Consider the following 23453-nt stretch of genomic DNA (forward strand, 5'->3'; position numbering starts at 1 on the left):
GTGTCCGAAGACACATCCTTAATTACTCATTTCATTTCCATTTTGCGTTGTCTAGCCATTTCAATCAGCTCAGAAGCGTGCTGCAGCGTTAAGTCAGTAATTTCTGTCCCACTCATCATGCGGCTTACCTCTTCAATGCGCTCATCGTTTTTAATTTCCGTTACGGTTGTAAAGGTACGGTCATCCTCCACCTGTTTTTTTATATAATAGTGCTGGTCTGCCATGGCCGCAACTTGTGGAAGGTGCGAAATACATAAAACCTGCGAATTTGCTGAGATATCCGAAATTTTTTCAGCAATCGCCTGCGCGACCCTGCCGCTGACTCCTGTATCCACTTCATCAAAAATAATGGAGGTAATTCCTGTCGAAGAAGAAAAAATCGTTTTTAACGCCAGCATAATTCGAGAAAGCTCTCCACCTGATGCAATTTTCGGTAGAGATTTTGGCGGTTCGCCAACGTTCGTTGAAATATAAAAAGCCACGTCATCTTTTCCGTTTGCGTCAAAATGTTCCAATGTCTCAAATTTCACAATAAATTTTGCCTTTTCCATATGAAGAACACGCAGTTCGTTCATAATGGCATCGCTCAGCTTTTGGGCATTTTCTTCTCGAATAGATGATAACTTTTCAGCCAGAACATTCAGCTGCTCTTCCATTTCACGTAACCGCTTTTCGCTCTGCTGGATTGTTTCATCCCGATTGATAAGCTGCATCAGCTCTTCTTCAATTTTTGCCTGATACGTCAATATTTCTTCTACAGTCGTTCCATATTTGCGTTTCATTGCTTGATATTGTGCCAAACGCTGTTCTACTTCATTCATTCGTTCAGGATCAAACTCTAAATCATCCAGCACATTCTTAATTTGGAAAGCTGCATCTTGCAAAGCATAAAAGCTTGAAGCAACAGCTTCAGATGTCTCTTTAAAATTAGCATCAAGAGTATCAATATCTTCCAATGCGTTCATTGCATTTCCGATATAATCCAGCCCTTTTGACTCTCCAGAAATGGCCTCATATGCTACATTGGCCCGTTCAAAAATTTTATGAAAATTCATGAGGCGCCGGCGTTCTTCATTCAGACGTTCTTCCTCATCCACCTGCAGTGCGGCTTCTTCCAATTCATTAATCTGAAATTGATAAAGATCAATACGCTGTGCTGTACGCTGCTCATCTAGATTGAGGGCTTGTACTTCTCTTTTGAGTTCACGATATGAATCATAGAGCTCACTATATTCTTCCCGCACATCCTTCAGCTCTTCATAGGCAAAATAATCAAGTAGATGAATATGCTGCTTTTCATCCATTAACTCCTGATTTTCATGTTGTCCATGAATATCTATAAGGCTGCCGCCAATATCTCGTAATACGGATAGTGGAACAAGCTTACCATTGATACGGCAGACACTTTTTCCATTATCATTCAAATCGCGACGAAGGATAATGCTTCCTTCTTCCGCTTCAAGTCCAGCTTCCTCTAGCTTTGCATAAATCGGATGGTTATCATTGGAAATTTGAAACAGGCCGCCCAGTTCAGCCTTTCTTGCACCATGACGGATAAACTCCAGCGATCCACGTCCGCCGGCCAGCAAGTGAACTGCATCGATAATAATGGATTTCCCTGCACCTGTTTCTCCTGTTAATACTGTTAAACCATCTGAGAAGCTGACAGTTAAGTCATCTATAATGGCAAAGTTTCGAATACTCAGCTCTCTTAACAATAATCTCCACCTCGAATTAAAGCATATCTAATAATCGATTTTTAATATCTTCTCTATCATTTTCAGTACGGCAAATAATAAGAACCGTATCATCGCCTGATATTGTTCCTAAAATTTCGTTCCACTCTAAATGGTCAAGCAGTGCGGCAATCGCATTTGCATTTCCCGGCAGCGCCTTCATCACCAAAAAATGCGAAGCCCCATCTATGGATACAAATGCATCTGCTAGCGCCCGATGCAGCTTTTGTATCGGATTAAATCGCTGGTCAGCTGGCAGACTGTATTTATAACGTCCGTCCTGAAGAGGTACTTTCACCAAATGTAACTCTTTAATATCCCGCGAAACAGTCGCCTGTGTAACATTATAACCTGCTGTTTTTAAATGTTCGACCAAATCATCCTGTGTTTCTATCTCGTTATTTGTAATAATATCACGAATACGAATATGACGTTGACCTTTATTCATATATTCACCTCATAAAAAGTTTGATTGTATTTTTACACTAACATCTGCATAAAAGAAATACAAGAAAAATTGGAAATGAAGCTCTAAATCCTTTCATTTCAATAATTCCACGTTTTTAAAAATAAAAAAAGGCAAAACCTTACGTATAAGATTTTACCTTTTTCTTATTTCTATTCTTTTGTCTTATAAATACCTCGATCTTAAAACCAAATGTTTTGACCCGATTAATTTATTACTGTATCTCTCTTATCCATTGATAAGCTATTTAGTGAATTTCAAAAAGCTATTGTTTTAATTGTGCATGCGCTTCCGTCACAATACTTGCAAAATCTGTGAACGGTACAAGCTCTTCGCCATCTTTTGGGTTTTTTAAGTGAAAGAGAAATTCGATATTCCCCTCTCCGCCGGTAATCGGTGAAAAAGAGGCATCTACTACGACAAAACCGACCTCTGCTGCCATTTCAGCCGTTTGCTCTAGTACTGCTAAATGGACTTTTGAATCGCGTACAATCCCTTTTTTCCCAACATTCTCTTTACCTGCTTCAAACTGCGGCTTAACAAGTGCCATTACATCTCCGCCCGGCATCAATACAGTCTTTAACACTGGCAAGATAAGTGAAAGTGATATGAAGGAAACATCAATTGTTGCAAAATCCGGAAGACCTTCACTTAAGTCTTCCGGTTTTGTATAACGAAAATTCGTTTTTTCCATTACGGTTACACGATCATCGGAACGAATCTTCCATGCTAATTGATTAGAGCCGACATCGAGTGCGTAACAATGACGCGCTCCATTTTGCAGAGCACAATCTGTAAAACCGCCAGTTGAAGAGCCAATATCGAGCATTAGCTTCCCTTCGACATTCATATCAAAGATCTGTAATGCTTTTTCCAGCTTCAGACCGCCGCGGCTTACGTATTTTAAATCAGAGCCCTTTACTTGAAGCGGTGCATCGATGGCAATCTTTTCTCCCGCTTTATCAATGCGCGTTTCATTTGTATAAACGAGCCCTGCCATAATGGAGCGCTTTGCTTTTTCCCGCGTTTCACATAGCCCGCGCTCCACTAATAGAACGTCTACACGTTCTTTTGGTTGTTTTGTCATACTGTTTCTACCTGCTTTTGTAGTAAAGCTTTTACTCGTTTGACCGTCTCTTCCGTTGTCACATTGATTTCGGCAAGAAGCTGGTCTACATTTCCATGTTCAATGAATTTATCCGGGATTCCGATCCGGTCAATATCTGTTTTGTAGTGATGATCTGCAGCAAATTCTAGAACGGCGCTTCCGAAGCCTCCCTGCAGGACAGCCTCCTCAATTGTCAAAATTGGCGCACCCTTCTTCATTAAGCCGTGCAGCATCTCTTCATCTAATGGTTTTATGAAACGGGCATTGACAACCTTTACATCGACACCTTGTTCAGCCAGCAGTTCAGCAGCTTCCATTGCCATCGGTATGGTAGTACCGAATGTTAGAATTGTTGCATCCTTTCCTTCACGAAGCACATCCCATGAACCAATTGGCAACGCCTTCATTTCTGCATCCATTTCTACACCTACCCCATTGCCGCGCGGATATCGCATCGCAATTGGACCGTCATTGTATTCAAGTGCTGTCTTTACCATATGCTGGCCTTCGTTTTCATCCTTTGGCATCATCAGTACAATATTTGGAATATGTCGAAGGAACGAAATATCGAATACGCCTTGGTGTGTTTCACCATCTGCTCCAACTAATCCTGCTCGGTCGATACCGATGAAGACATTCAGATTTGGGCGAGCAATATCGTGAAGTACTTGGTCATATGCTCGCTGCAGGAATGTTGAATAGATAGCCAGGAATGGTTTCATTTGTTGTGTTGCAAGACCTGCTGCCATCGTCGCAGCATGCTGTTCAGCAATCCCAACGTCAAAGAACCGCTCTGGATAGTCCTTTTGGATACGTTCTAGCTTTGATCCTACAGGCATGGCAGGTGTGATGGCAACAATACGTTCATCGTCCTTCATACACTTCCTTACAGATTCAGCCACAAGACTACTCCAAGCTGGCCCTTTAACAGCCGATTTGACGAACTCCCCATTTTCCATTTTGTACGGGCCGGTACCATGCCAAGTACCTACTGTATCCTCTTCAGCAGGTTTGTATCCCTTACCTTTTTTCGTGATCACGTGGACAAGTACTGGGCCTTTTACTTTTTTCGCATATTCTAATGTATCTTCCAGCGCTTCAAAATCATGACCATCAATTGGTCCAAGATATTTAAAGCCCATCTCTTCAAAAAATACACCTGATACGACAAGGTATTTTAAGCTGTCTTTTACACGCTCTGCCGTCGTCGCCAATTTATCCCCAAGTACAGGAATTTTTAGCATCAAACGCTCAAGCTCTTCTTTTGCTTTCGAATATTCCTTCGCTGTACGAAGTCGGCCTAATACGCCGTGTAGTGCACCAACATTAGGGGCAATCGACATTTCATTGTCATTTAAAATAACAATCATATTCGTTTTTTCATGGCCGATATGGTTCAACGCCTCCAGCGCCATACCACCTGTTAATGCACCGTCCCCGATAATTGGGATAACAAAGTTTTTTCCTTTGCGGATATCACGTGCCGCAGCCATCCCCATTGCAGCAGACAATGAAGTTGAACTATGCCCTGTTTCCCACTCGTCGTGTTCACTTTCAACAAGTTTCGGGAATCCACACAATCCTTTAAATTGGCGCAATGTATCAAACTGGCTTGCCCGCCCTGTTAAAATTTTATGCACATAGGCTTGGTGTCCTACATCCCATAAAAGTTTATCTGTTGGACTATTAAACGCTTTATGCAAAGCGATCGTTAGCTCTACTACACCTAAATTCGGACCGATGTGACCTCCAGTGACAGAACATTTTTCAATTAGAAATGCACGGATCTCCTTTGCTAGTGCCTCTAATTGTTTGTTGTTCAAGCCCTTTAAAAAGGATGGACTAGAAATTTTGTTTAAATCCATCTCTACACACACCTTTTCATCTATTTATTCACCGTGTTTGCGATACTCACTATTATAACAGTGTTAAACGTGAGAATAAAACGTTACACTTCTTACTTGCTTCGACGGACAATATACGTAGCAAATTCATGCAGCAGCGCAGCATCCACCGATAGACGCTCTAAAGCGCCAACAGCCGCTTTATAATGCTCGTCCAGCTTGTTTTTCGCTCCCTCTAACGTCAACAACGCTGGGTACGTACTCTTATCGCTGGCAATATCCTTGCCGGCAGTTTTACCTAACTGCTCGCTCGTTCCCTCGATGTCTAAAATATCATCCTGTATTTGGAATGCAAGACCAATATGGTGTGCATATTCCACCAATGCCTCACGGTCTTCCTTTGTTGCACCGGATAATACTGCCCCTGACTCGATACTGAATCGAAGAAGGGCACCCGTCTTATTAATATGGACGTTTTCGAGCTCTTCTAGGTTCAGCTGGCGCTTTTCTCCTTCCATATCAAGTACTTGGCCGCCAACCATTCCCTCTGCTCCCGCTCCTTCACTTAGCATCCGAATCAGTTCTAGGCGCTGTTCAGATGGCACATCTTCCATTCGTGCAAGGATGCCAAAGCTAAGTGAGTTCAGCGCATCTCCAGCTAACACAGCCAAAGCTTCTCCGAATATTTTGTGATTCGTCGGTTTTCCGCGGCGCAGGTCATCATCATCCATACATGGCAAATCGTCATGCATCAATGAATAAGTATGGATAATTTCAATCGTTGCTCCTACTGTATACATCGCCTGCTTCGGCTGATTGAACATTTCACAGACAGCCGTCACAAATAATGGACGTATGCGCTTCCCTCCAGCTTCAAGCGAATAAAGCATGGAATCCTTTAAAGTCTGTGGACCAGGCACATCCTTCACTAGTCCGTACATATGCGATTCAATATTCGGTATATGCTTGTTCATAAAATCCTGTAAGCGTCCACTCATGTTTATCCCTCACCCATATTTGATGAAAACGGCTGTTTAGAACCATCTTCACCTACTATTGAAATAAGTTGCTGCTCTGCATTCGTAAGTTTCTCATGGCAAAACTGCGAGAGTTCCATGCCTTTTTTATATAAATCAATTGCCTCTTCAAGGGGTACATCCCCTTGCTCTAGTTTACGGACAACCTCTTCCAAATCTGTCATCGCCGCTGCAAATGATTGCTGTGACATCACAATTCCCCCTTCTTCTCTACTTCAAGTATTTTAGCCTTTGCCGTTCCATCATGGAAAGCAACTTCAACCAAATCCTCAGGAGACAGTTGATCCACTGATTTAACTACCTTTCCGTCTTTATAGGAAACATTAAATCCTTTATGCATAATAGCTAATGGATTTAATGCACCCAGCGTACGGATTACGCCATCGAACTGCCGTCTATTTTGCTGAATATTTGCAAAAGCTGACCGAGTAAGCTGTTGGGTTATACTGTCCAATTGCCGCTTTGCATAGGTCACTTGCTGCTGTGGAGACTGCATTCGGAGATGAGTCTGCATACGTTCTAGGGCGTTCCGCTGTTTCATAAAATAAAGCGATGTAGCATTCTGCAGCTGTGTATCCATTTGCGCAAGTTTTTCCGTAAACGGCCGATAAAGGCGCTCAGGCATAGCAAGCGGGTATGCATTCTGCAGCTTTGTCAGACGCGTTCGCTCGAAATGAAGTCTTGCGGTCATCATCTGATGCATATGTGATTGCCCTTTCAGAACACGTTGATACAGTTCCTGGCGATTCGGTACCGCAATCTCCGCTGCTGCTGTAGGCGTCGGTGCCCGTAAATCCGCTACAAAATCTGCAATAGTCGTATCTGTTTCATGGCCAACTGCGCTAATGATGGGAATCCGGCTTTCAAAGATTGCACGGGCGACAATTTCCTCATTAAAAGCCCATAAATCTTCTATCGAACCGCCCCCACGGCCTACAATCAGTACATCACACATTGCCTGTTTGTTTGCCAATTGAATGTTCTTTACAATATCTGCCGCCGCACTTGCCCCTTGGACGAGTGTTGGATAAATGCAGATTTCAGCCTGAGGATAACGTCTTCCAATCGTTGTACAAATATCACGGATAGCGGCCCCTGTTGTTGCAGTCAAAACACCGATTGTTTGAGGATATAATGGAATTGGCTGCTTAAAATTCGGATTAAAGAGTCCTTCTTTCTGTAAGCGTTCCTTTAATTGATTGAATGCGACAAATAAGCCGCCGATACCGTCCGGCTCCATCGTCTGTGCATATAATTGATACGTACCGCCCACTTCATATACGTTGACATCTCCTCGGATGAACACCTGCATACCCTCTTCGGGACGGAACGATAGCTTTGCGGCCTGTCCCCGGAACATAGTTGCATTAATACGTGCGCCGTCGTCCTTCAATGTAAAATAGATGTGTCCGGATGTATGTATCTTTACGTTCGACAATTCCCCTTTCACATATACTTCGCGAAGGTGTGGGTCGGCTTCAAATTTCCGCTTAATATATTTTGTCAGCGCTTTTACGCTCAAGTATGAAGACGACATGCTTGCGCCCCCTTTACTTTTATGTATTTACTAATTTTGGTTAGATAGGTGCAGCCCATAATATGAAAAGATAGATCATTATTCATTCAATGCATACTAGGCAAGATGATATGCCGCTTCTACACCAAAAGAAAAGGATGTCTGTTTGGCATTTAGACACCCTTATCAATACTTCACCTATTTTACATGTTTTTAACTGCTTTGTCCCGTCCTAACTTCTTTTCAGCAGCTTGCACTGTGTTTTCGAGCAGCATAGTAATCGTCATTGGACCAACACCGCCCGGAACAGGAGTGATGTGGGATGCTACATCATCCACATCTACAAAATCTACGTCGCCGCATAATTTGTTGTTCTCATCTCGGTTGATCCCTACATCAATTACAACAGCACCCGGTTTAATATGTTCTTTTGTAATAAACTTAGCACGTCCCACTGCAGCGATTAAAATATCAGCCTGTTTCGTGAAAGAAGGCAGATTAGGTGTTTTAGAATGCGTATATGTTACCGTTGCATCCTTTTGAAGAAGAAGCTGTCCCATGGGCTTGCCGACAATGTGGCTGCGCCCTACAATTACAGCATGTTTTCCAGCTACTTCAATACCTGAATGCTCTAAAAGCTTCATGACACCGAATGGAGTACATGGCAAGTACGTATCCTGTCCTAACATCATTTTCCCTACACTTACTGGGGAAAAGCCATCCACATCTTTTTCTGGAGAAATCGTTGCAATGACTGCTTCCTCATCAATATGCTTTGGCAGAGGAAGTTGTACAAGGATACCGTGAATATCTTCACGTTCATTTAAATCTCGAATTTGATCTAGCAAAGCCTCTTGTGTTGCATCTTCCGGCAGTTTAATTAACTCAGAAAACATACCAATCGCTTCACAGGACTTTTGTTTGTTCGCAACGTATGTCTTGCTCGCCGGGTTTTCCCCTACGAGAATTACTGCAAGCCCTGGCGTAACGCCTTGCTCTTTCAGCTCTTCCACACGTTTTTCTACTGACTTACGAATTTCTTGACCAATTTCTTTACCATTAATGATTGCACTTGACATGTTGTTACTCCTTCCAATGTTCACCGAATCTTTTTATTGTGTAAATTTAGAAAGTACACCGTTTACAAACTTGCTTGATTTTTCATCCCCGTACACTTTACTAAGCTCAATCGCTTCGTTCAGTACTACTCGCTGAGGTGCATCCTGCATGTATAAAAGTTCGTAAACGGATAGGCGTAAAACAGTTCTTTCAATTTTTGGTAGACGGTTAAGTGTCCAGTTTTCCAGCTTTTCTTCCAGCGCTGCGTCGATTCTCTCTTTATGTTCAATTGTCCCGCGTACAAGCTGTTCTAAAAAAGCATCTGTTTTTTGCTCTTCAAGAACATGTTCGATTGCTTCCTCGATAGGAAGCTCGGTGCTGTCTAATTGAAACAATACTTGCAGCGCCTTAGCGCGCGCATCATGTCGTTTCATACATTAAATCTCCTTCTTGTTCACATTACTGTTTATGATAGCATATTTTCTGTTGTGGTACACCGCTACCATAAACTTTTCTTACGAATAACGTCTCATTTTAGCAAAAACCCTTCCTATTAGACAAGTATGATAAATTTATGAATCATTAGCTAATATCCTATAAAGGGGAAATAATTGGAGGTGTTTATATGAGCTTTACATTCGGCTTGCTGCTATATGCCATTATAGCCTGCATATTAACCGTATTCTTCAAGCTGCCATTTTGGTTGTTCACCCTCTCGGTAATCAGTATTTCACTTGCCCGTACTTTCTATGTTCTACATGTATTGTATAGGAGCCGAAACGTAGATCGGATCGAACATTTTTTACAGTCCTCTCTAAAAAATCCGCTCTATCACTATACCTATTCTTTAAAAAGCGGATCAGTTCAAGTTCAGTTGCAGGCAATTGACTTAGTGCTGGCCGCCTATCGGTCCCCGCTTGTACAAGGTATGTACCGGTCTCACAAGGCCCTGCTTGAGCATGACTATAACACGGCAAAGGATTTCGCTTCTCAGATTCCTACTGAATTAATGCGCAACTATCACCTGGCACTTATTGAGGCTTCACAAGGAAATGATAAATCTAAAAACTTCCTTCTGCAAAAACCATGGATGTCTTCTATGATTGCAGCTACTCTCCATTACAAAAAGGGCAATATGACTGAGTTTGAACTTCAAAAAAAGGAGGCACTTAACCAGTCTCGTGGTATACAGTATTTTTCAAATTTCTTCTATTTAGAACGGATAGATGAGAAGATTAAATTGCCGCAAAAAAAGCAAAGAAAAAAGTTTTAATAGTCATTTTAAGATGCCCTTACCAATGAGGGTAATGCCCCTTTGAATGAAACTGCCATAAAAATCATATTTCACGTATATTCAATTTAGTACGAGAAAGAACTGTCCAGCAACCAAGGCTTTCTAGAATCCCCCTTTTCTTGCCGATCGTCAGCATTCCTCTATAACTTCCAGCACAGTCTTCGTTAATAGAGCAAATCGCTCGGCGATATGCTCTTTTTTGATATGTTCATGTTCGGCATGTATGCCATCGCCTACAAGACCCAGTCCATCTAACGTACGGACAAGTGGTGCTGTGAAATTTCCGTCGCTTCCGCCTCCTACTTTCGCCTCTCGGAGGTCCATTCCCAGCTCCTCAGCTTCCTCTTTAGCTATCTCAAACAATTCAGCTGTTTGATGTGTTCGTTCCATAGGCGGTCTATTAATACCACCCTCGACTTCAATTTTCATTCTTTCGTCATGCGGCTCTATTTCTTCAAAATAATGATCGATCTTATGCTGTTCTTCCTTCGTTGCAGCACGTACATCCACACCTAAATGTGCCTCATTAGGTATGACATTTAATTTGCCTCCCCCTTGAACCATCCCTACATTGAGTGTTGTTCCTTTGTCATAATTGGTCAAGGCTTCAATATCTAAAATTTGCTTCGCCGCCTCTTTAATAGCGCTTACGCCTTCCTGCGGATTATTTCCGGCATGTGCGGAATGTCCCTGAAGTGTGAGTAAATATTTCGATGTCCCTTTTCGTGCTGTCTTTAAATCCCCTGTTCCTGCAACAGGGGGTTCTAAAATAAAAGCTGCTGCACTTTTTGCTGCCTCTGCCTCAAGAAAGGACCGCGATGTTGTACTGCCGATTTCCTCATCACTATTAATAAAAAGTACAACTTTTTTCTTTAACGGTATATCGAATTCGTCTACGTACTTTAAAAACCAGATGGCGCTAATCAAGCTTGCTTTCATGTCTAAAATACCAGGTCCATAAATTTTATCTGAAACTTCCCGGTAAGTTATGGCACCTGGCTCCCACACTGTGTCATAGTGGCCAACAAGCAGCACTTGTTCAGCTGCCTGTCCATATGTGAATTTTAAGTGATTCCCCACCTCCGTCATCACCATTTCCTGCGCTTTTTTGCCAAAATACGTTTTAAATAACCCTTGCAGGACGTCCTTGCACTGGTCAGCCCGCTCCTTCTGAAGAGAAGGTGATTCAGCCATGACAAGATGTTTTATATCGTCAATTATTTCCTTTTCATAGGAAAGGAAGTATTCATGTGCCTCCATACTGCTCATCCCCTTTCTTTTTCTTTTACCCAAAGTAAAAAGTCTCTATTCTAAAAAGAATAGAGACCGATAGATTATTTAAAAGCTTGTGCAGCTTTTACGGCTTTATGCCAACCAGCGAATAATGTCTCTCGCTGTTCTTCATCCATTTTAGGTTCGAATTTTTGGCTAAGCTGCCAATTTTCTTGTACAGCATCTTTGTTTTTCCAAAAGCCGACTGCAAGACCTGCAAGGTACGCAGCCCCGAGAGCTGTCGTTTCATTAACGGTCGAGCGTTCGACAGGTACGTTGAGAATATCCGCCTGAAACTGCATGAGAAAATCATTCGACACAGCTCCGCCGTCGACTCGGAGTGTTTTTGTATCAATACCAGAGTCAGATGCCATTGCCGCAAATACATCACGCGTTTGATAAGCAAGAGATTCTAATGTGGCCCGGATGAAATGCTCCTTGCTCGTTCCTCTTGTCAATCCAAATACCGCGCCGCGGACATCGCTATCCCAATATGGTGTTCCGAGTCCCACAAAGGCTGGCACAACATAGACACCGTCTGTATCCTTTACGCGTTTAGCATAATCCTCACTATCACTCGATTTCCGGAACATTCTTAGTCCATCCCGCAGCCATTGAATGGCTGAGCCTGCGACAAAGATACTTCCTTCAAGCGCGTAATGTACTTTGCCGTCGATTCCCCAGGCAATTGTCGTAAGCAGTCCATGTTCAGATTTCACTGCTTCTTCCCCTGTGTTAAGCAGCATGAAGCAGCCTGTTCCGTATGTGTTTTTGGCCATTCCCTTTTCAAAACAAGCTTGGCCAAAAAGCGCCGCTTGCTGGTCTCCTGCTATACCGGCAATTGGTACAGAATGACCGAAGAAATGTTTGCCTACTACCGCTCCGTAGACTTCGGAAGACGGCCGAACTTCCGGAAGCATAGAGGACGGAACACCCAAAATCTCAAGCAGTTCTTCATCCCATTTCAGTTCATAGATGTTGTACATTAATGTTCTTGATGCATTCGAATAATCTGTTACATGCACCGCACCATCCGTCAGCTTCCAAATAATCCACGTATCAATTGTGCCAAACAAGAGATCCCCATTTTCCGCTTTTTCACGGGCACCTTCTACATTATCTAGAATCCACTTTACTTTCGTCCCGGAAAAATACGCATCAATCAATAATCCTGTCTTATCCCGGAATAACTGTTCATGGCCATCACTTTTGAGTTGCTCACAAATGCCCGCTGTTTGGCGAGATTGCCAAACAATTGCATTATAGACTGGCTCACCAGTATGTTTATCCCAAACAACTGTCGTTTCTCGTTGGTTGGTAATACCAATCCCCTCAATTTGTTCAGCAGCAATGTTATTTTTGGATAATATTTGAGCGATGACGGATAAAATAGAACTCCAAATCTCCACCGGATTATGTTCGACCCACCCTGACTTTGGAAAATGCTGTTTAAACTCCTGCTGAGCCATATGCGCAGGATTCCCCATTTCATCAAATAAAATTGCACGGCTGCTTGTTGTTCCTTGATCAAGTGCCATAATATATTTCTTCATACATGATCCCCTACCTTCCTCTTGGACATGGAAACTTGTGCAGCGAAAAAGATTGCCAGCACAAGCGCTAGACAAACCCAAAATGCAATTGAGTTTTCACTGCGGAAAAATTGTTTATAAAACAAAGCACCAAAAACGGCTCCGACAATCGGGCCTACCACCGGTACCCAGGCATAGGCCCAATCCGAATCCCGTTTCCCTGGAATTGGCAGCAAAAAATGAGCGATACGAGGACCTAAATCCCGGGCAGGATTAATCGCATACCCTGTTGGACCCCCCAGGCTCATACCAATGGCAATAATAAGTGTTCCGACAATAATGGGATTTAGCCCCTCTGTAAATTCATTAGCACCGATTGCTAAAATCCCAAGGACAAGTGCGAAAGTGCCGACCAGCTCGGCAATCAAATTGGATAATGGATGACGAATTGCAGGTGCTGTACTAAATACAGCCAGCTTTAAATCTGCATCCTTCGTGGCTCCCCAATGTGGCAAATACATCATATATACAAGAGCTGCACCGATAATTGCTCCAATCATCTGAGCTAAAATATACATCGGTACATCTCCCCAAGGAAAATCACCGATTGATGCAAGAGCAATTGTAAGTGCCGGATTTAAATGTGCACCGCTGATATCGCCGACTGCATATACCCCCATGGCGACCGCCAACCCCCAGGCGATCGTCACGACAATCCAGCCGCCATTTTCCCCTTTAGAAAATTTTAATACGTTGCCGGCAACAACGCCACCTCCGAATAAAATAAGGATCATTGTACCGATAATTTCTCCCAAAAATTCTGACATACACGGCCCTCCCCAGCTGTCGTGTTATTTATACTTTTGCGTTTGTTATTTCTGCTTCTAGTTCCTCTGTGTAACGTAATTTTTCTTCTTCCTTCCAGCCGAGGATACGCTGCATCTCATCAATAACCGCATCTTTATGAGCTTCCACAGCAGCGATATCGAAGAACAGTGCGCCCGTTCTTCTAACAAAGAAGTCTACTGGCTTTGCTACACTTTCATGATGAATACTGTAAAGAAGTTGTGCATAAAGCATGTTAGGTAAGCTAGCTGCATCTTTAATATAGTTCAATACCAGATCAATATTCGTACCGTATAACCTTGCCAGGCGCTCACTTTCCTTCTCTGTCAGTCCTTGTGATCTTCCTTTTTGAATACTCTGTTGGATATATGTTTCAAAATGCTTCGACCCGCTTAAGTCTCCACCTGAAATCGGAATTTTTTTCGTTGAGCATGCTCGGTATGTTTTACCGTATTCGCCTTCCAGCTGTTTTACGATCAAATCGACAATTTTTTCAGCCATTTTACGGTATCCTGTCAGCTTTCCGCCCGCAATTGTAATAACACCTGTGGAAGATTGCCAAATTTCATCTTTCCGGGATATCTCAGAGGGGTCTTTTCCTTCTTCATGAATCAACGGACGTACCCCTGCCCATGTAGATTCGATATGTTCCTGTGTTAAATTGGTCGTCGGGAACATGTAGGCAATCGCGTTAAGTAGATAATCAATATCAGACTGTTCAGCTTTCATATCTTTTGGATCACCTTCATGGAAAGTGTCAGTTGTTCCTACATAAGTTTTGCCTTCACGTGGAATAGCAAATACCATTCGCCCGTCTTGCGTATCAAAATAAATGGCTTGTTTTAGCGGGAAGTCTGCTTGATCGAATACGACATGGACCCCTTTTGATAAAATCAGATGCTTTCCGGTTACTTCTCCGTCCATCTTGCGGACTTCATCCACCCATGGCCCCGCCGCATTAACGATCTTTCTCGCTTTGAATGTATGGCGATTACCAGTGAGTACATCCTCTGCTGCCACCTCTTTAAACGCAAGGTTATTTGTATTAATGTCCACAGCTTTCATATAATTAAAAAGGACTGCTCCTCGTTCATTTGCGGCCTTGAGCACTTCAATGGTCAAGCGGGCATCATCTGTACGGTATTCTACATAAACACCGCCGCCTAGCAGCTCATCTCTTTTTACAAGCGGCTCTCTCTCCATTGTCTCTTCTTTTGAAAGCATAAAGCGCCGTTCACCCTTTTTCACTCCAGCCAGTACATCATACACCTTTAATCCAAGTGCAGTAGTAAATTTCCCGAACGTTCCTCCTTTATGAAATGGAAGGAGCATCCATACAGGTGTTGTGACATGCGGACCATTCTCATATACAATCGCTCGCTCACGTCCTAACTCTGCTACTTCCTTTATTTCAAATTGCTTTAGATAACGAAGCCCCCCATGCACAAGCTTTGTTGAACGGCTGGATGTACCTTCAGCAAAATCCTGCATTTCTAATAGCACAACCGATAATCCGCGAGCTGCTGCATCAAGTGCGATACCCGCCCCTGTAATGCCGCCTCCAATAACAAGTAAATCAAAAGTTTCATCAGATGCTCGATCTATTTGTTCGTGACGATGTAGCACTGAAAATTTCATGTGTCATCAACCCTTTCGTCAATTTCCATACATAATGTGCTTTCCCTGAATATCCTAAACAAAAACGTCATACTCCGCAGTTTACCCTGACTCTTCATATGCAAAAAAGAAAAAGAGCAGGAATGTTATGGTGCAACATTTCCTACTCTTATGTTTTATGCTTATGCCTCTTCTTTTTCGAACTGAATGCCTGTAATATGTACATTCACTTCATTTGTTTCAATCGCTGTCATATTTAGAATAGCTTGTCGGATAGATGTCTGGACGCCTTTTGCTACTTTTGGAATGGAATAACCATATTTCACCGAACAAAATACATCAACTGCAATTCGTCCTTCTTCTGTCATTGACGCTTTAATGCCCTTAGAGTGCACTTTTTTGCCAAAGCGCTCTACAACCCCAGACGCAAAATTGCCGCGTGTCGCAGCCACACCTTCGACCTCAGTAGTCGCGATGCCCGCTATAACTTCCAGCACTTCTGAAGCTACCTCAATGCGGCCAAGCTCCTCTTTCCCTGTTGGTGTAGGTTGTACAAATGATGTCGGTTGTTTTTCAGCCATAATTAACATCCTCTCTTTACAATAACCGGACGAGTCCAGTCGTATACAGTCAAATTTCTACTTTCTCGCATCCCTATTATACACCATTTTTCTGATAATGTGAGATGAAAACCCTGCCTTATTTGAAAGTCTCCCTTTCTTTTAGAAAGTTGGTATATCAGGACATACTAGACTTCTTTTCAACGGAAAAAAGGTATTTTCAAAACGTTTCACCATTTCTCTATAGCAGTAAAGGAAACAATCCATTTTTTCGTACCTGCTGAAGAGGCAGCAGGTATTTGTTATAAAAACACAAAGCTGCCCAGAAAGTTTTAACTTTCCGGACAGCTTCAATAAGGTGATTATTTCGCTTTTTCAGCTATACCCAATACATCGTTCTCTTCTAGGAACTTCGTATTGAACTTCGCAGATTTGAATACTTCGTTGTTCATCAGCGCCAGGTGGAATGGAATCGTTGTATGGATTCCAGGTCCTGATACTTCGAACTCAGAAAGTGCACGATTCATTTTCGCGATCGCTTCTTCACGCGTATCTGCATGAACGATCAGCTTCGCCACCATTGAATCGTAGTATGGAGGGATTGTATAGCCAGCATATACAGCTGAGTCGATACGTACCCCATAGCCGCCTGGTGTAATATAAGTGTCTACTGTACCTGCTGAAGGCATGAAGTTTTTATATGCATTTTCAGCATTGATTCGACACTCGATTGCCCAGCCATTAATTTTGATGTCTTCTTGTTTAAACGGAAGCTCAGCGCCTGCAGCAATTTTCAGCTGTTGTTGAACAAGGTCTACACCTGTAATCATTTCTGTAACAGGATGCTCTACTTGGATACGTGTATTCATTTCCATGAAGTAGAATTTGTCATCTTGGTAATCATAGATAAACTCAATTGTACCTGCACCTTCATAGTTACAAGCTAGGGCGGCTTTAACAGCTGCTTCGCCCATCTCTGCGCGGCGTTCTGGTGATAACGCTGGAGATGGAGCTTCTTCAACAAGCTTTTGCATACGGCGTTGTACTGTACAATCACGTTCACCAAGATGTACGACATTGCCGTGGCCATCCGCTAACACTTGAATTTCACAGTGACGGAAGTATTCAATGAATTTCTCTAAATAGACGCCCGGGTTACCGAATGCGGCAGCGGCTTCTTTTTGCGTAATTTCAATGCCTTTTACAAGGTCCTCTTCCGTACGGGCAACACGAATACCTTTACCACCGCCGCCAGCAGTAGCTTTAATAATGACAGGGTATCCAATTTCGTTTGCCCATTGTTTTGCTGTTTCAATATCAGGTACAATGCCTGTACCAGGAACAAGCGGAACGTCCGCCTTTTCCATCTCTGTACGTGCAACGTCCTTAATTCCCATGATTTTAATAGAATGTGATGATGGGCCGATGAATTTGATTCCGGCGTTTTCACAAGCCTCTGCAAAATCAGCATTTTCCGCTAGGAAGCCATAGCCAGGGTGAATACCATCAGCACCTGTCTTTTGAGCCACACCTAATACGGCAGGAAAACTTAAATATGAGTCTTTTGATAGTTTTGGACCGATACAATATGCTTCGTCAGCTAATTTTACATGAAGAGCCTCTGCATCTGCTTCTGAATATACTGCAACTGTTTGAATATCTAATTCTTTACATGCACGAATAATGCGTACTGCGATTTCACCACGGTTTGCAATTAATACTTTTTTCATGTCAGCAGCGCTCCTTACTCAGGTTTTACTAAGAATAATGGTTGGCCGTACTCTACTAATTGGCCGTCTTTCACTAGTACTTCTACGATTTCGCCTTTTATTTCAGCTTCGATTTCGTTAAATAATTTCATTGCTTCGACGATACATACGATTGTTTCGTCACCCACTTTGTCCCCTACTTTTACGTAAGCAGATGCATCCGGTGATGGAGCTTGATAGAATGTACCTACCATCGGTGAAGTAATTTTGTGAAGATCCGCGTCTGCTGCTACTGGAGCTGCTGGTGCTGCTTCCTCTTTTACTGGAGCAGGTGCTGGTGCCGCTTGTTCTTGTTCTACAACAGGAGTAGGTGCCGGAGCCGCCGCTTTAGGTGCAACTACTTCTACAGTACCACCGTTTTTCTTAAGCTTCACTTTTGATCCATCAGCTTCATATACGAACTCATCGATTGAAGAAGCATCCACTAGTTTAATGATTTCACGGATTTCTTGGATTTTGAACATTCATAACTCTCCCTTGTATGTAATTTATAAACTACGACATCTATTTTATAATTAAATGGGCTATTTTGAAATAGGTATTTCTAAAATTAAAAAAATAACACATAAGTTAGTACAAACGCTTACATTTTGTATGCAAAATTGCATCCTCTGCTATATAACACATTCGCGAGAGATGCAATTTACTTTTTTCTATATTTAGTAGTACTTAGGAGAATTATCGACAGATACCTGAATGCTAGAATCAAGTTCCGTCATCACAAGATGAACAATTTCATTCGCCTGCTGCTTTGACATCTCTTCTGACATAACTGTAACGTTTACTTTTTTGTCATCAATGCGAACTAGTGCATCTGAATAACCAAGCGATTTGACGAGCATTTCAAGCATTGCTTCGTTTGATTCCTGTTCGATCAAAGCATTCATTTCATCAAATGCAGCGCTTTTTTCTTCAGCTGTGTATTCATCTGAAGCCATCTTTTGAGTCAATTGTTCTCTCAGCTGACTGCGCTCATTGCTCATTTCCAGACGGAATTCTTCAAATGCATAGCTATCCGTTTGTGTTGTTTCTGCTTCATCAACCCCTGTCAGGATTGCACCATCTAACGAATCATCTGTAAAGATTGTTGTAAAACTAAAATCACTCGGTTTTTCAAATAAATAATAGACTGATATCACCGCCGTTAGACACACTAGTGTCAAAAACCAAACCGTTCTCTTTTTAACTTTCATGAAGCTCCCCCTTTTCCATAGGTAAAATAACTATTCGATGTGGAGATAATTGGAGGACGGAACTGACTGTCTGCACCAATTTTCTCTTCACTGAAGGTGAACCCGCACCTTCGGAAACGATTAAAACCCCTGTGTACGTCGAAGTGTCTTTTTCTCCGCTGAATGAAAATAATGATGACTCCTTTGACGCGTCCGTATGGAGATATACGGATACTTGTCCAACACCTTCAATTTTTGCCAGCGTTGCAGCCAGTTGCTCCTCAATCGATTGCTGTTGTGATGGGCTTGAGTCTTGTTTTAGAAGCATAAAACCGACGAGGGCCATGACAAGCAACGCGATTATGTTCGCCTTTTTTGTTGCCACATATTGCTTGCCCCCTTTCTGTCAACTTATCCTATGAGAAATATTGCGCCAATATACTTGATATTGCTTGCAATAAATTCAAACATCCATAAAAATATCGCTAGTTTCACAAAGGTAGTAAAGTCCTCTTCCCCTAGTATTGCCTGGAGAACAACAGAGAAAATAATGATATATAACAACTCGGTCATAGCGATTTCCCCGTTCCAATTTGAACAATGAAGAATAAAATAAGCCAGATCACAATAAAGCCGATCGCTAATACTAGTCCTATAGCACAAAGGATGAAAAGCGTTTTACCGATGTCATCGAGCAGGTGGCTTATACGGGAATCCACAAACGGCTCTGCAATTGCTCCAGCCAGCTTAAACGTAAAGGCTTTAATTAACAAGGTAGCAGCCGGGTAAAATGACATGAGAACGAGTGCTGTAATGGTAGTAAAGCCTGTAATCGTCGTGGCAGTCGATTGAAAGTTCTTCAATAGAGACATTCCTTCTACTAGAAGCGAGCCGATAATCGGAACATTTTGTTCAATTACCTTTTTTAATGGTGTAGAGAGTGTCTCCTGAATGGAAAAGAAGGCCACACTTGAAAACGTTAATATAGAAGAAAGTAGTAAAATTGAAGCTGCGATGATACTGAATACCGTTTTTCGAATCAACTCGGCAATCTTTAAAAAGGATACTTGTGGATACAATCTCGAACAGGCATCGAACACAAGCGCCATAAAAAGGGAGGGAATCAATAGCTTGTCACATACATAGACAAGCAGTTGTAGCACAAACACAATTGCCGGACTCCACGCAACAAAGGATATAACTGACTGGACAATAACAAGCACGGTGCTCACTAGAGGAATGAATCCTAAAAAAAAGTGCGAAAAAATGGAAGCGAGCTCTTTCATTAGTGTAAATGCCTCAACTAGGTGCTTTGTTACAATGACCAGGATAAGAAACAAAAAAACAGTCGACAGAAACTGCCTTGATTGCTTGGCCAACCCTTCAATTACCACCATCAGAAGAAACAAAAAAAGCAACATAATCAACATAGATATCGATTCAGTTAGCGGCTTCAATAATGCTGACATAGTATCCCTCTAGCTCAATTTCTGTAATAGCACAGTCAATTGCGACATGGCAGGCTTCAGCTGTTGGATCCACAACAATATAAGTGATCCTCGAACAGCAATATCCACCCCTTGAGAAAGCGCATCATATTCCTGCTCCTCTAATACGGCCTTGATCAGCTGACTAAATAATAGAAGAAGTGCAGTGTAGATGATGAGCTTACTATAAGGAAGAACATCCGTAATAGAAACAAGCTCCGAAAATAATGGATAGAGAACAAATTGATAAATTTGTGTAAGGAATAAAAAGAAAAAAATAATACTAATGATAGAATGAAGCTTCCCTATTGCTCCTTTAATAAAATTTAAGAGCACCATGCAGACGACAGTGAAAATCAAGTACTTCATATTGAAAAGGAGAGCCATTTCAAAAACTGAGCTAGTTCATCGAAAAACAATTGTAAAAAACGAATCAGTTCAATCGTCATATATAGATAGGCGATGAAAAATAAAAAAAATGAAAACTCCTTCTTCCCGGTTTGTTCAAAAAATATATGCAGTAACGCAACGATCAAACCGACCGCAGCAACGCGCAATACATCTTGCAACTCCACAGCAACTCTCCCCTCCTCCCGTACCGCAATATATGAAAGGGTAGTGGAAATCAGAACCTTAAACTTAAAACAGCTCACCTTGTCTCAGTAGATTCTGGTAATAGGTAGACAAATTACCAAACTTAGCAGATGCCTGAGTTTGATGTACTAAGCATATTAAATTACTAATCCTTTTCTTCCTGAAATTAACCAAATTTCAAAATATATGAACAATTATTTGATTTAATCAATGTTTCTTCCTACAATATTAAGAGAATTAATCATTTCTGATTAGTTTTCATGCAGCATTTTTAACACATTACTATAAACAGGCAAAAAACGAGACCATTTTTAATGAAGCATCATTGAATTTTTCTACTTAAGGAGGATTATTATGTCCATTGATTTACGCAAGAAAACGGTGAAGATTGTTCTGGAAAAAAAGAAGCTGGTTGGGGTGAAGGCGCGTGTTGCCTTAGTCCTCGACATTTCAGGTTCTATGCGGAAGCTTTACAGTGAAGGTATAGTGCAAGATGCAGTCGAGCGTGTATTGGCTGTTGCCAGCCAATTTGATGATGATGGAATGCTTGATGTCTGGGTGTATGATAATACATTTTCCCGTCTACCGGCTGTCTCAGAAAAGGAGCTTCCAGGGTATGTAGAGCGTGCCATTCTGCAGAATGATGCTGTCCATAAATTTGGGCGCAATGATGAACCCCTGGTCATGAAGGATGTTGTCAATAAATATGTTAATGAGGAGCCTAGCAAGGAGCCGGCTTTTATTATCTTTGTTAATGACGGAGGATGTAGAAGTGGTATAAAGAAATGGATTATGAGCTCTTCCAATAAACCGCTCTTTTGGCAGTTCGTCGGCATAGGCAATTCAAATTTCGATGTACTGCGGAAATTGGATACGATGGAAGGACGCTTAATAGATAACGCGAATTTCTTCCATTTAGAAGCACTTGAACATACATCAGATGAAGATTTATATAATTCATTGTTAGATGAATTCCCGAGCTGGCTTGAAGAGGCGAAAGCACAAGGTATCATTTCCTAACAAAACAGCTATATTTTCTCAATAAGTTTATGCATGGATTATTATATAAGCCCAATCCGTGGCATCCAGCAGCCGATGGATGCCATCAATTGAGTGCTGAGGGAACAAAGATTAAAACTCAATGCCTCCTTGGACCAGCAAACTGCGCCCAGGCGGCCACTTTCAGCTGGTCCAGATGATTTCGTACGAATTTTATTCACTATAAAAGCAGGAATCTGACCTCTCTAGAGAAACCTTTGAAGATGGACTTCTCTGAAGGGGACAGATTCTCTTTCTATTTATAAGATTGTTTAGAAAAAGACTCACCGTTTAATCCAATATATTTTGGAATTTTTTCGTGTTCTTTTCATCTAGAATACCTATCTTTTTGAAGTGATTGACCATGATTGAGACCATCATCTCATTTTCTTCATGAATGATGATTTTATGAAAGATCCGGTTGATGATTTCCTTGTTAGGCGAAGGGTTATCATACAACGTATTAAAAGCGCGCACTCGCCGCTCTACATCATCCCCAAGCGCTGCCTCCTCTAATTCCTCTACAGGTAATGGTATGCTGAAAACAGCATATGGGTCTTCATAAGTATCACAATAAATACGCTCAATACATTCAGCAGCTGTTTCCGCCACCTTTACTTCTTCAATATATAATCCATCAGCTTTTTCAGCCGGCATTTTCAAATCCCAAGGCAAGATTGAATCCGAAATGAACGCATACCTGTAGGAAGAGTTTAATGATTCTATATAATCCTGTAAGCCTATCCCTTCTTCTCTTTCAAAATACGATGCAGGCCTGAAATAATATGCCGCTTCGATTGTTTCACATTCAATTGTCCATTGCATCTCCGGGCAGTCAAAAATTACACGCAGGGCGACTCTCCCATTTACCTTCCTTAACTCGTCATAAATATACCAGCTTCCGATTTCCGGAGATCCCTCTTCATTCCATACATTTATAAATCTCAGAACAATCATTGCTTTTGGAGTAAAGCCACTCTCCATATTAAGCATAATGGCTACATCATTTCCACTGCGTTCAATATTGGCGATAACCCCATCATGTAAGGAGTCCTGAAAAATCTCTTGTGCATTTTTTGTTAGAATAGGCATAACCTCTTCCCTGCCTTGTCCGGCTTGCTCAAGTATCATTTCAAAAATCCGCTGCTGCCCGTGCATCCACTCTATGTAATCATTCCGTACATCCTTCGCTAGAAGAGGCGTATTAATTGTCCTATTGTGGATGTATGGATGAAATCGTTGAGGGAGGAAAGTGAGCAGTTCTTCACGAATTTCTTGTAATTCTGCTGAAAGCTCTTCATCCAGATTTCTCCCTTCTTCTTCTGCCTCCCGAATAACGATGTCCCAGTTATCATCTGATTCTTGAATCGGTAATAATGATGTTCGCTCAAACTTCCGCTTTTCTTCTATTGTTAAATGCCACACCTTCTCCACCTGCTTTCTTCATTTTAGCTGATCTCTTTACTGTCTATTATAATAGCCATGTTAAAATGACAAACTAAAAAA

General features: G+C 41.8%; 25 protein-coding genes. 2 read left to right on the top strand and 23 right to left on the bottom strand.

Annotated elements, in window-relative coordinates:
* Positions 1 to 26 precede the first annotated feature (26 nt).
* The 9 genes from recN to nusB all read right to left on the bottom strand — a co-directional run bounded on the left by recN (position 27) and on the right by nusB (position 9200).
* Positions 27 to 1718, bottom strand: a complete 1692-nt coding sequence (gene recN / locus AA0Y26_RS13805) for a DNA repair protein RecN (protein WP_413362592.1) — start codon at positions 1716 to 1718, stop codon at positions 27 to 29.
* Positions 1719 to 1734: 16 nt separating this feature from the next.
* A complete protein-coding gene (ahrC, locus tag AA0Y26_RS13810) occupies positions 1735 to 2184 on the bottom strand; it encodes a transcriptional regulator AhrC/ArgR (RefSeq protein WP_413362594.1) in 450 nt (149 codons plus the stop codon).
* A gap of 283 nt (positions 2185 to 2467) precedes the next feature.
* Entirely contained in the window at positions 2468 to 3289 is an 822-nt protein-coding gene (locus tag AA0Y26_RS13815; RefSeq protein ID WP_413362596.1) for a TlyA family RNA methyltransferase, read from the bottom strand.
* Positions 3286 to 5175 carry a 1-deoxy-D-xylulose-5-phosphate synthase gene (dxs, locus tag AA0Y26_RS13820; protein ID WP_413362598.1) on the bottom strand — a complete coding sequence of 630 codons (1890 nt, stop codon included), beginning with the start codon at positions 5173 to 5175 and terminating at the stop codon, positions 3286 to 3288. Before dxs ends, AA0Y26_RS13815 begins: the two co-directional genes overlap by 4 nt.
* 92 nt (positions 5176 to 5267) lie before the next feature.
* The gene (locus AA0Y26_RS13825) at positions 5268 to 6152 is read right to left on the bottom strand and encodes a polyprenyl synthetase family protein (RefSeq protein WP_413362600.1); all 885 of its coding nucleotides are present in this window, start codon (positions 6150 to 6152) and stop codon (positions 5268 to 5270) included.
* A gap of 2 nt (positions 6153 to 6154) precedes the next feature.
* Positions 6155 to 6388: an exodeoxyribonuclease VII small subunit gene (gene xseB, locus AA0Y26_RS13830; RefSeq protein WP_413368217.1), complete on the bottom strand. Its 234-nt coding sequence runs from the start codon at positions 6386 to 6388 to the stop codon at positions 6155 to 6157.
* A complete protein-coding gene (gene xseA / locus AA0Y26_RS13835; protein WP_413362602.1) occupies positions 6382 to 7728 on the bottom strand; it encodes an exodeoxyribonuclease VII large subunit in 1347 nt (448 codons plus the stop codon). Before xseA ends, xseB begins: the two co-directional genes overlap by 7 nt.
* A gap of 182 nt (positions 7729 to 7910) precedes the next feature.
* Positions 7911 to 8786, bottom strand: coding sequence for a bifunctional methylenetetrahydrofolate dehydrogenase/methenyltetrahydrofolate cyclohydrolase FolD (gene folD / locus AA0Y26_RS13840; protein ID WP_413362604.1), 876 nt, complete (start codon positions 8784 to 8786; stop codon positions 7911 to 7913).
* Between the two features lie 33 nt (positions 8787 to 8819).
* Positions 8820 to 9200, bottom strand: coding sequence for a transcription antitermination factor NusB (gene nusB, locus AA0Y26_RS13845; RefSeq protein WP_413362606.1), 381 nt, complete (start codon positions 9198 to 9200; stop codon positions 8820 to 8822).
* Between the two features lie 191 nt (positions 9201 to 9391).
* Here nusB and AA0Y26_RS13850 point away from each other — a divergent pair, with 191 nt between their 5' ends.
* Positions 9392 to 10039, top strand: coding sequence for a hypothetical protein (locus tag AA0Y26_RS13850; RefSeq protein WP_413362608.1), 648 nt, complete (start codon positions 9392 to 9394; stop codon positions 10037 to 10039).
* A gap of 150 nt (positions 10040 to 10189) precedes the next feature.
* Here the strand turns inward: AA0Y26_RS13850 and AA0Y26_RS13855 are convergent, their stop codons facing one another.
* The 13 genes from AA0Y26_RS13855 to AA0Y26_RS13915 form a co-directional block, all read right to left on the bottom strand.
* Positions 10190 to 11320, bottom strand: coding sequence for a M20 family metallopeptidase (locus AA0Y26_RS13855; protein WP_413362610.1), 1131 nt, complete (start codon positions 11318 to 11320; stop codon positions 10190 to 10192).
* A gap of 74 nt (positions 11321 to 11394) precedes the next feature.
* Complete coding sequence (gene glpK, locus AA0Y26_RS13860; RefSeq protein ID WP_413362612.1) at positions 11395 to 12885, bottom strand: glycerol kinase GlpK; 1491 nt, start codon at positions 12883 to 12885, stop codon at positions 11395 to 11397.
* Positions 12882 to 13691: an MIP/aquaporin family protein gene (locus tag AA0Y26_RS13865; RefSeq protein WP_413362614.1), complete on the bottom strand. Its 810-nt coding sequence runs from the start codon at positions 13689 to 13691 to the stop codon at positions 12882 to 12884. The genes glpK and AA0Y26_RS13865 overlap by 4 nt, the downstream gene beginning before the upstream one ends.
* 28 nt (positions 13692 to 13719) lie before the next feature.
* Entirely contained in the window at positions 13720 to 15348 is a 1629-nt protein-coding gene (locus AA0Y26_RS13870; protein ID WP_413362616.1) for a glycerol-3-phosphate dehydrogenase/oxidase, read from the bottom strand.
* Between the two features lie 161 nt (positions 15349 to 15509).
* On the bottom strand, positions 15510 to 15908 hold the full coding sequence (locus tag AA0Y26_RS13875; protein WP_413362618.1) for an Asp23/Gls24 family envelope stress response protein: 399 nt from the start codon (positions 15906 to 15908) through the stop codon (positions 15510 to 15512).
* Between the two features lie 341 nt (positions 15909 to 16249).
* On the bottom strand, positions 16250 to 17617 hold the full coding sequence (gene accC, locus AA0Y26_RS13880) for an acetyl-CoA carboxylase biotin carboxylase subunit (RefSeq protein ID WP_413362620.1): 1368 nt from the start codon (positions 17615 to 17617) through the stop codon (positions 16250 to 16252).
* Between the two features lie 14 nt (positions 17618 to 17631).
* On the bottom strand, positions 17632 to 18120 hold the full coding sequence (gene accB, locus AA0Y26_RS13885; protein ID WP_413362622.1) for an acetyl-CoA carboxylase biotin carboxyl carrier protein: 489 nt from the start codon (positions 18118 to 18120) through the stop codon (positions 17632 to 17634).
* Positions 18121 to 18315: 195 nt separating this feature from the next.
* Positions 18316 to 18849 carry a SpoIIIAH-like family protein gene (locus tag AA0Y26_RS13890; protein ID WP_413362624.1) on the bottom strand — a complete coding sequence of 178 codons (534 nt, stop codon included), beginning with the start codon at positions 18847 to 18849 and terminating at the stop codon, positions 18316 to 18318.
* Positions 18839 to 19213, bottom strand: coding sequence for a hypothetical protein (locus AA0Y26_RS13895; RefSeq protein WP_413362626.1), 375 nt, complete (start codon positions 19211 to 19213; stop codon positions 18839 to 18841). Before AA0Y26_RS13895 ends, AA0Y26_RS13890 begins: the two co-directional genes overlap by 11 nt.
* Positions 19214 to 19239: 26 nt before the next feature.
* The gene (locus AA0Y26_RS13900) at positions 19240 to 19401 is read right to left on the bottom strand and encodes a hypothetical protein (protein ID WP_413362628.1); all 162 of its coding nucleotides are present in this window, start codon (positions 19399 to 19401) and stop codon (positions 19240 to 19242) included.
* Positions 19398 to 20297: a stage III sporulation protein AE gene (locus AA0Y26_RS13905; protein WP_413362630.1), complete on the bottom strand. Its 900-nt coding sequence runs from the start codon at positions 20295 to 20297 to the stop codon at positions 19398 to 19400. The genes AA0Y26_RS13900 and AA0Y26_RS13905 overlap by 4 nt, the downstream gene beginning before the upstream one ends.
* A 9-nt stretch (positions 20298 to 20306) precedes the next feature.
* A complete protein-coding gene (locus tag AA0Y26_RS13910) occupies positions 20307 to 20684 on the bottom strand; it encodes a hypothetical protein (RefSeq protein WP_413362632.1) in 378 nt (125 codons plus the stop codon).
* A complete protein-coding gene (locus AA0Y26_RS13915; protein ID WP_036158132.1) occupies positions 20681 to 20890 on the bottom strand; it encodes a stage III sporulation protein AC in 210 nt (69 codons plus the stop codon). The genes AA0Y26_RS13910 and AA0Y26_RS13915 overlap by 4 nt, the downstream gene beginning before the upstream one ends.
* Before the next feature lie 373 nt (positions 20891 to 21263).
* Here AA0Y26_RS13915 and AA0Y26_RS13920 point away from each other — a divergent pair, with 373 nt between their 5' ends.
* Positions 21264 to 21929 carry a vWA domain-containing protein gene (locus tag AA0Y26_RS13920; RefSeq protein ID WP_413362634.1) on the top strand — a complete coding sequence of 222 codons (666 nt, stop codon included), beginning with the start codon at positions 21264 to 21266 and terminating at the stop codon, positions 21927 to 21929.
* A gap of 309 nt (positions 21930 to 22238) precedes the next feature.
* Here the strand turns inward: AA0Y26_RS13920 and AA0Y26_RS13925 are convergent, their stop codons facing one another.
* The gene (locus AA0Y26_RS13925) at positions 22239 to 23381 is read right to left on the bottom strand and encodes a DUF4085 family protein (protein ID WP_413362636.1); all 1143 of its coding nucleotides are present in this window, start codon (positions 23379 to 23381) and stop codon (positions 22239 to 22241) included.
* Positions 23382 to 23453 lie beyond the last annotated feature (72 nt).

This window comes from Lysinibacillus canaveralius (assembly GCF_047301505.1).
GTDB lineage: Bacteria > Bacillota > Bacilli > Bacillales_A > Planococcaceae > Lysinibacillus_B.

Excerpts from the sequence above, each read along its gene's own strand:
- ahrC (WP_413362594.1), bottom strand. The coding sequence starts at position 2,184 with ATGAATAAAGGTCAACGTCATATTCGTATTCGTGATATTATTACAAAT.
- AA0Y26_RS13815 (WP_413362596.1), bottom strand. The coding sequence starts at position 3,289 with ATGACAAAACAACCAAAAGAACGTGTAGACGTTCTATTAGTGGAGCGC.
- dxs (WP_413362598.1), bottom strand. The coding sequence starts at position 5,175 with ATGGATTTAAACAAAATTTCTAGTCCATCCTTTTTAAAGGGCTTGAAC.
- AA0Y26_RS13825 (WP_413362600.1), bottom strand. The coding sequence starts at position 6,152 with ATGAGTGGACGCTTACAGGATTTTATGAACAAGCATATACCGAATATT.
- xseA (WP_413362602.1), bottom strand. The coding sequence starts at position 7,728 with ATGTCGTCTTCATACTTGAGCGTAAAAGCGCTGACAAAATATATTAAG.
- folD (WP_413362604.1), bottom strand. The coding sequence starts at position 8,786 with ATGTCAAGTGCAATCATTAATGGTAAAGAAATTGGTCAAGAAATTCGT.
- nusB (WP_413362606.1), bottom strand. The coding sequence starts at position 9,200 with ATGAAACGACATGATGCGCGCGCTAAGGCGCTGCAAGTATTGTTTCAA.
- AA0Y26_RS13850 (WP_413362608.1), top strand. The coding sequence starts at position 9,392 with ATGAGCTTTACATTCGGCTTGCTGCTATATGCCATTATAGCCTGCATA.
- AA0Y26_RS13855 (WP_413362610.1), bottom strand. The coding sequence starts at position 11,320 with ATGGAGGCACATGAATACTTCCTTTCCTATGAAAAGGAAATAATTGAC.
- glpK (WP_413362612.1), bottom strand. The coding sequence starts at position 12,885 with ATGAAGAAATATATTATGGCACTTGATCAAGGAACAACAAGCAGCCGT.
- AA0Y26_RS13865 (WP_413362614.1), bottom strand. The coding sequence starts at position 13,691 with ATGTCAGAATTTTTGGGAGAAATTATCGGTACAATGATCCTTATTTTA.
- AA0Y26_RS13870 (WP_413362616.1), bottom strand. The coding sequence starts at position 15,348 with ATGAAATTTTCAGTGCTACATCGTCACGAACAAATAGATCGAGCATCT.
- AA0Y26_RS13875 (WP_413362618.1), bottom strand. The coding sequence starts at position 15,908 with ATGGCTGAAAAACAACCGACATCATTTGTACAACCTACACCAACAGGG.
- accC (WP_413362620.1), bottom strand. The coding sequence starts at position 17,617 with ATGAAAAAAGTATTAATTGCAAACCGTGGTGAAATCGCAGTACGCATT.
- accB (WP_413362622.1), bottom strand. The coding sequence starts at position 18,120 with ATGTTCAAAATCCAAGAAATCCGTGAAATCATTAAACTAGTGGATGCT.
- AA0Y26_RS13890 (WP_413362624.1), bottom strand. The coding sequence starts at position 18,849 with ATGAAAGTTAAAAAGAGAACGGTTTGGTTTTTGACACTAGTGTGTCTA.
- AA0Y26_RS13900 (WP_413362628.1), bottom strand. The coding sequence starts at position 19,401 with ATGACCGAGTTGTTATATATCATTATTTTCTCTGTTGTTCTCCAGGCA.
- AA0Y26_RS13905 (WP_413362630.1), bottom strand. The coding sequence starts at position 20,297 with ATGTCAGCATTATTGAAGCCGCTAACTGAATCGATATCTATGTTGATT.
- AA0Y26_RS13910 (WP_413362632.1), bottom strand. The coding sequence starts at position 20,684 with ATGAAGTACTTGATTTTCACTGTCGTCTGCATGGTGCTCTTAAATTTT.
- AA0Y26_RS13920 (WP_413362634.1), top strand. The coding sequence starts at position 21,264 with ATGTCCATTGATTTACGCAAGAAAACGGTGAAGATTGTTCTGGAAAAA.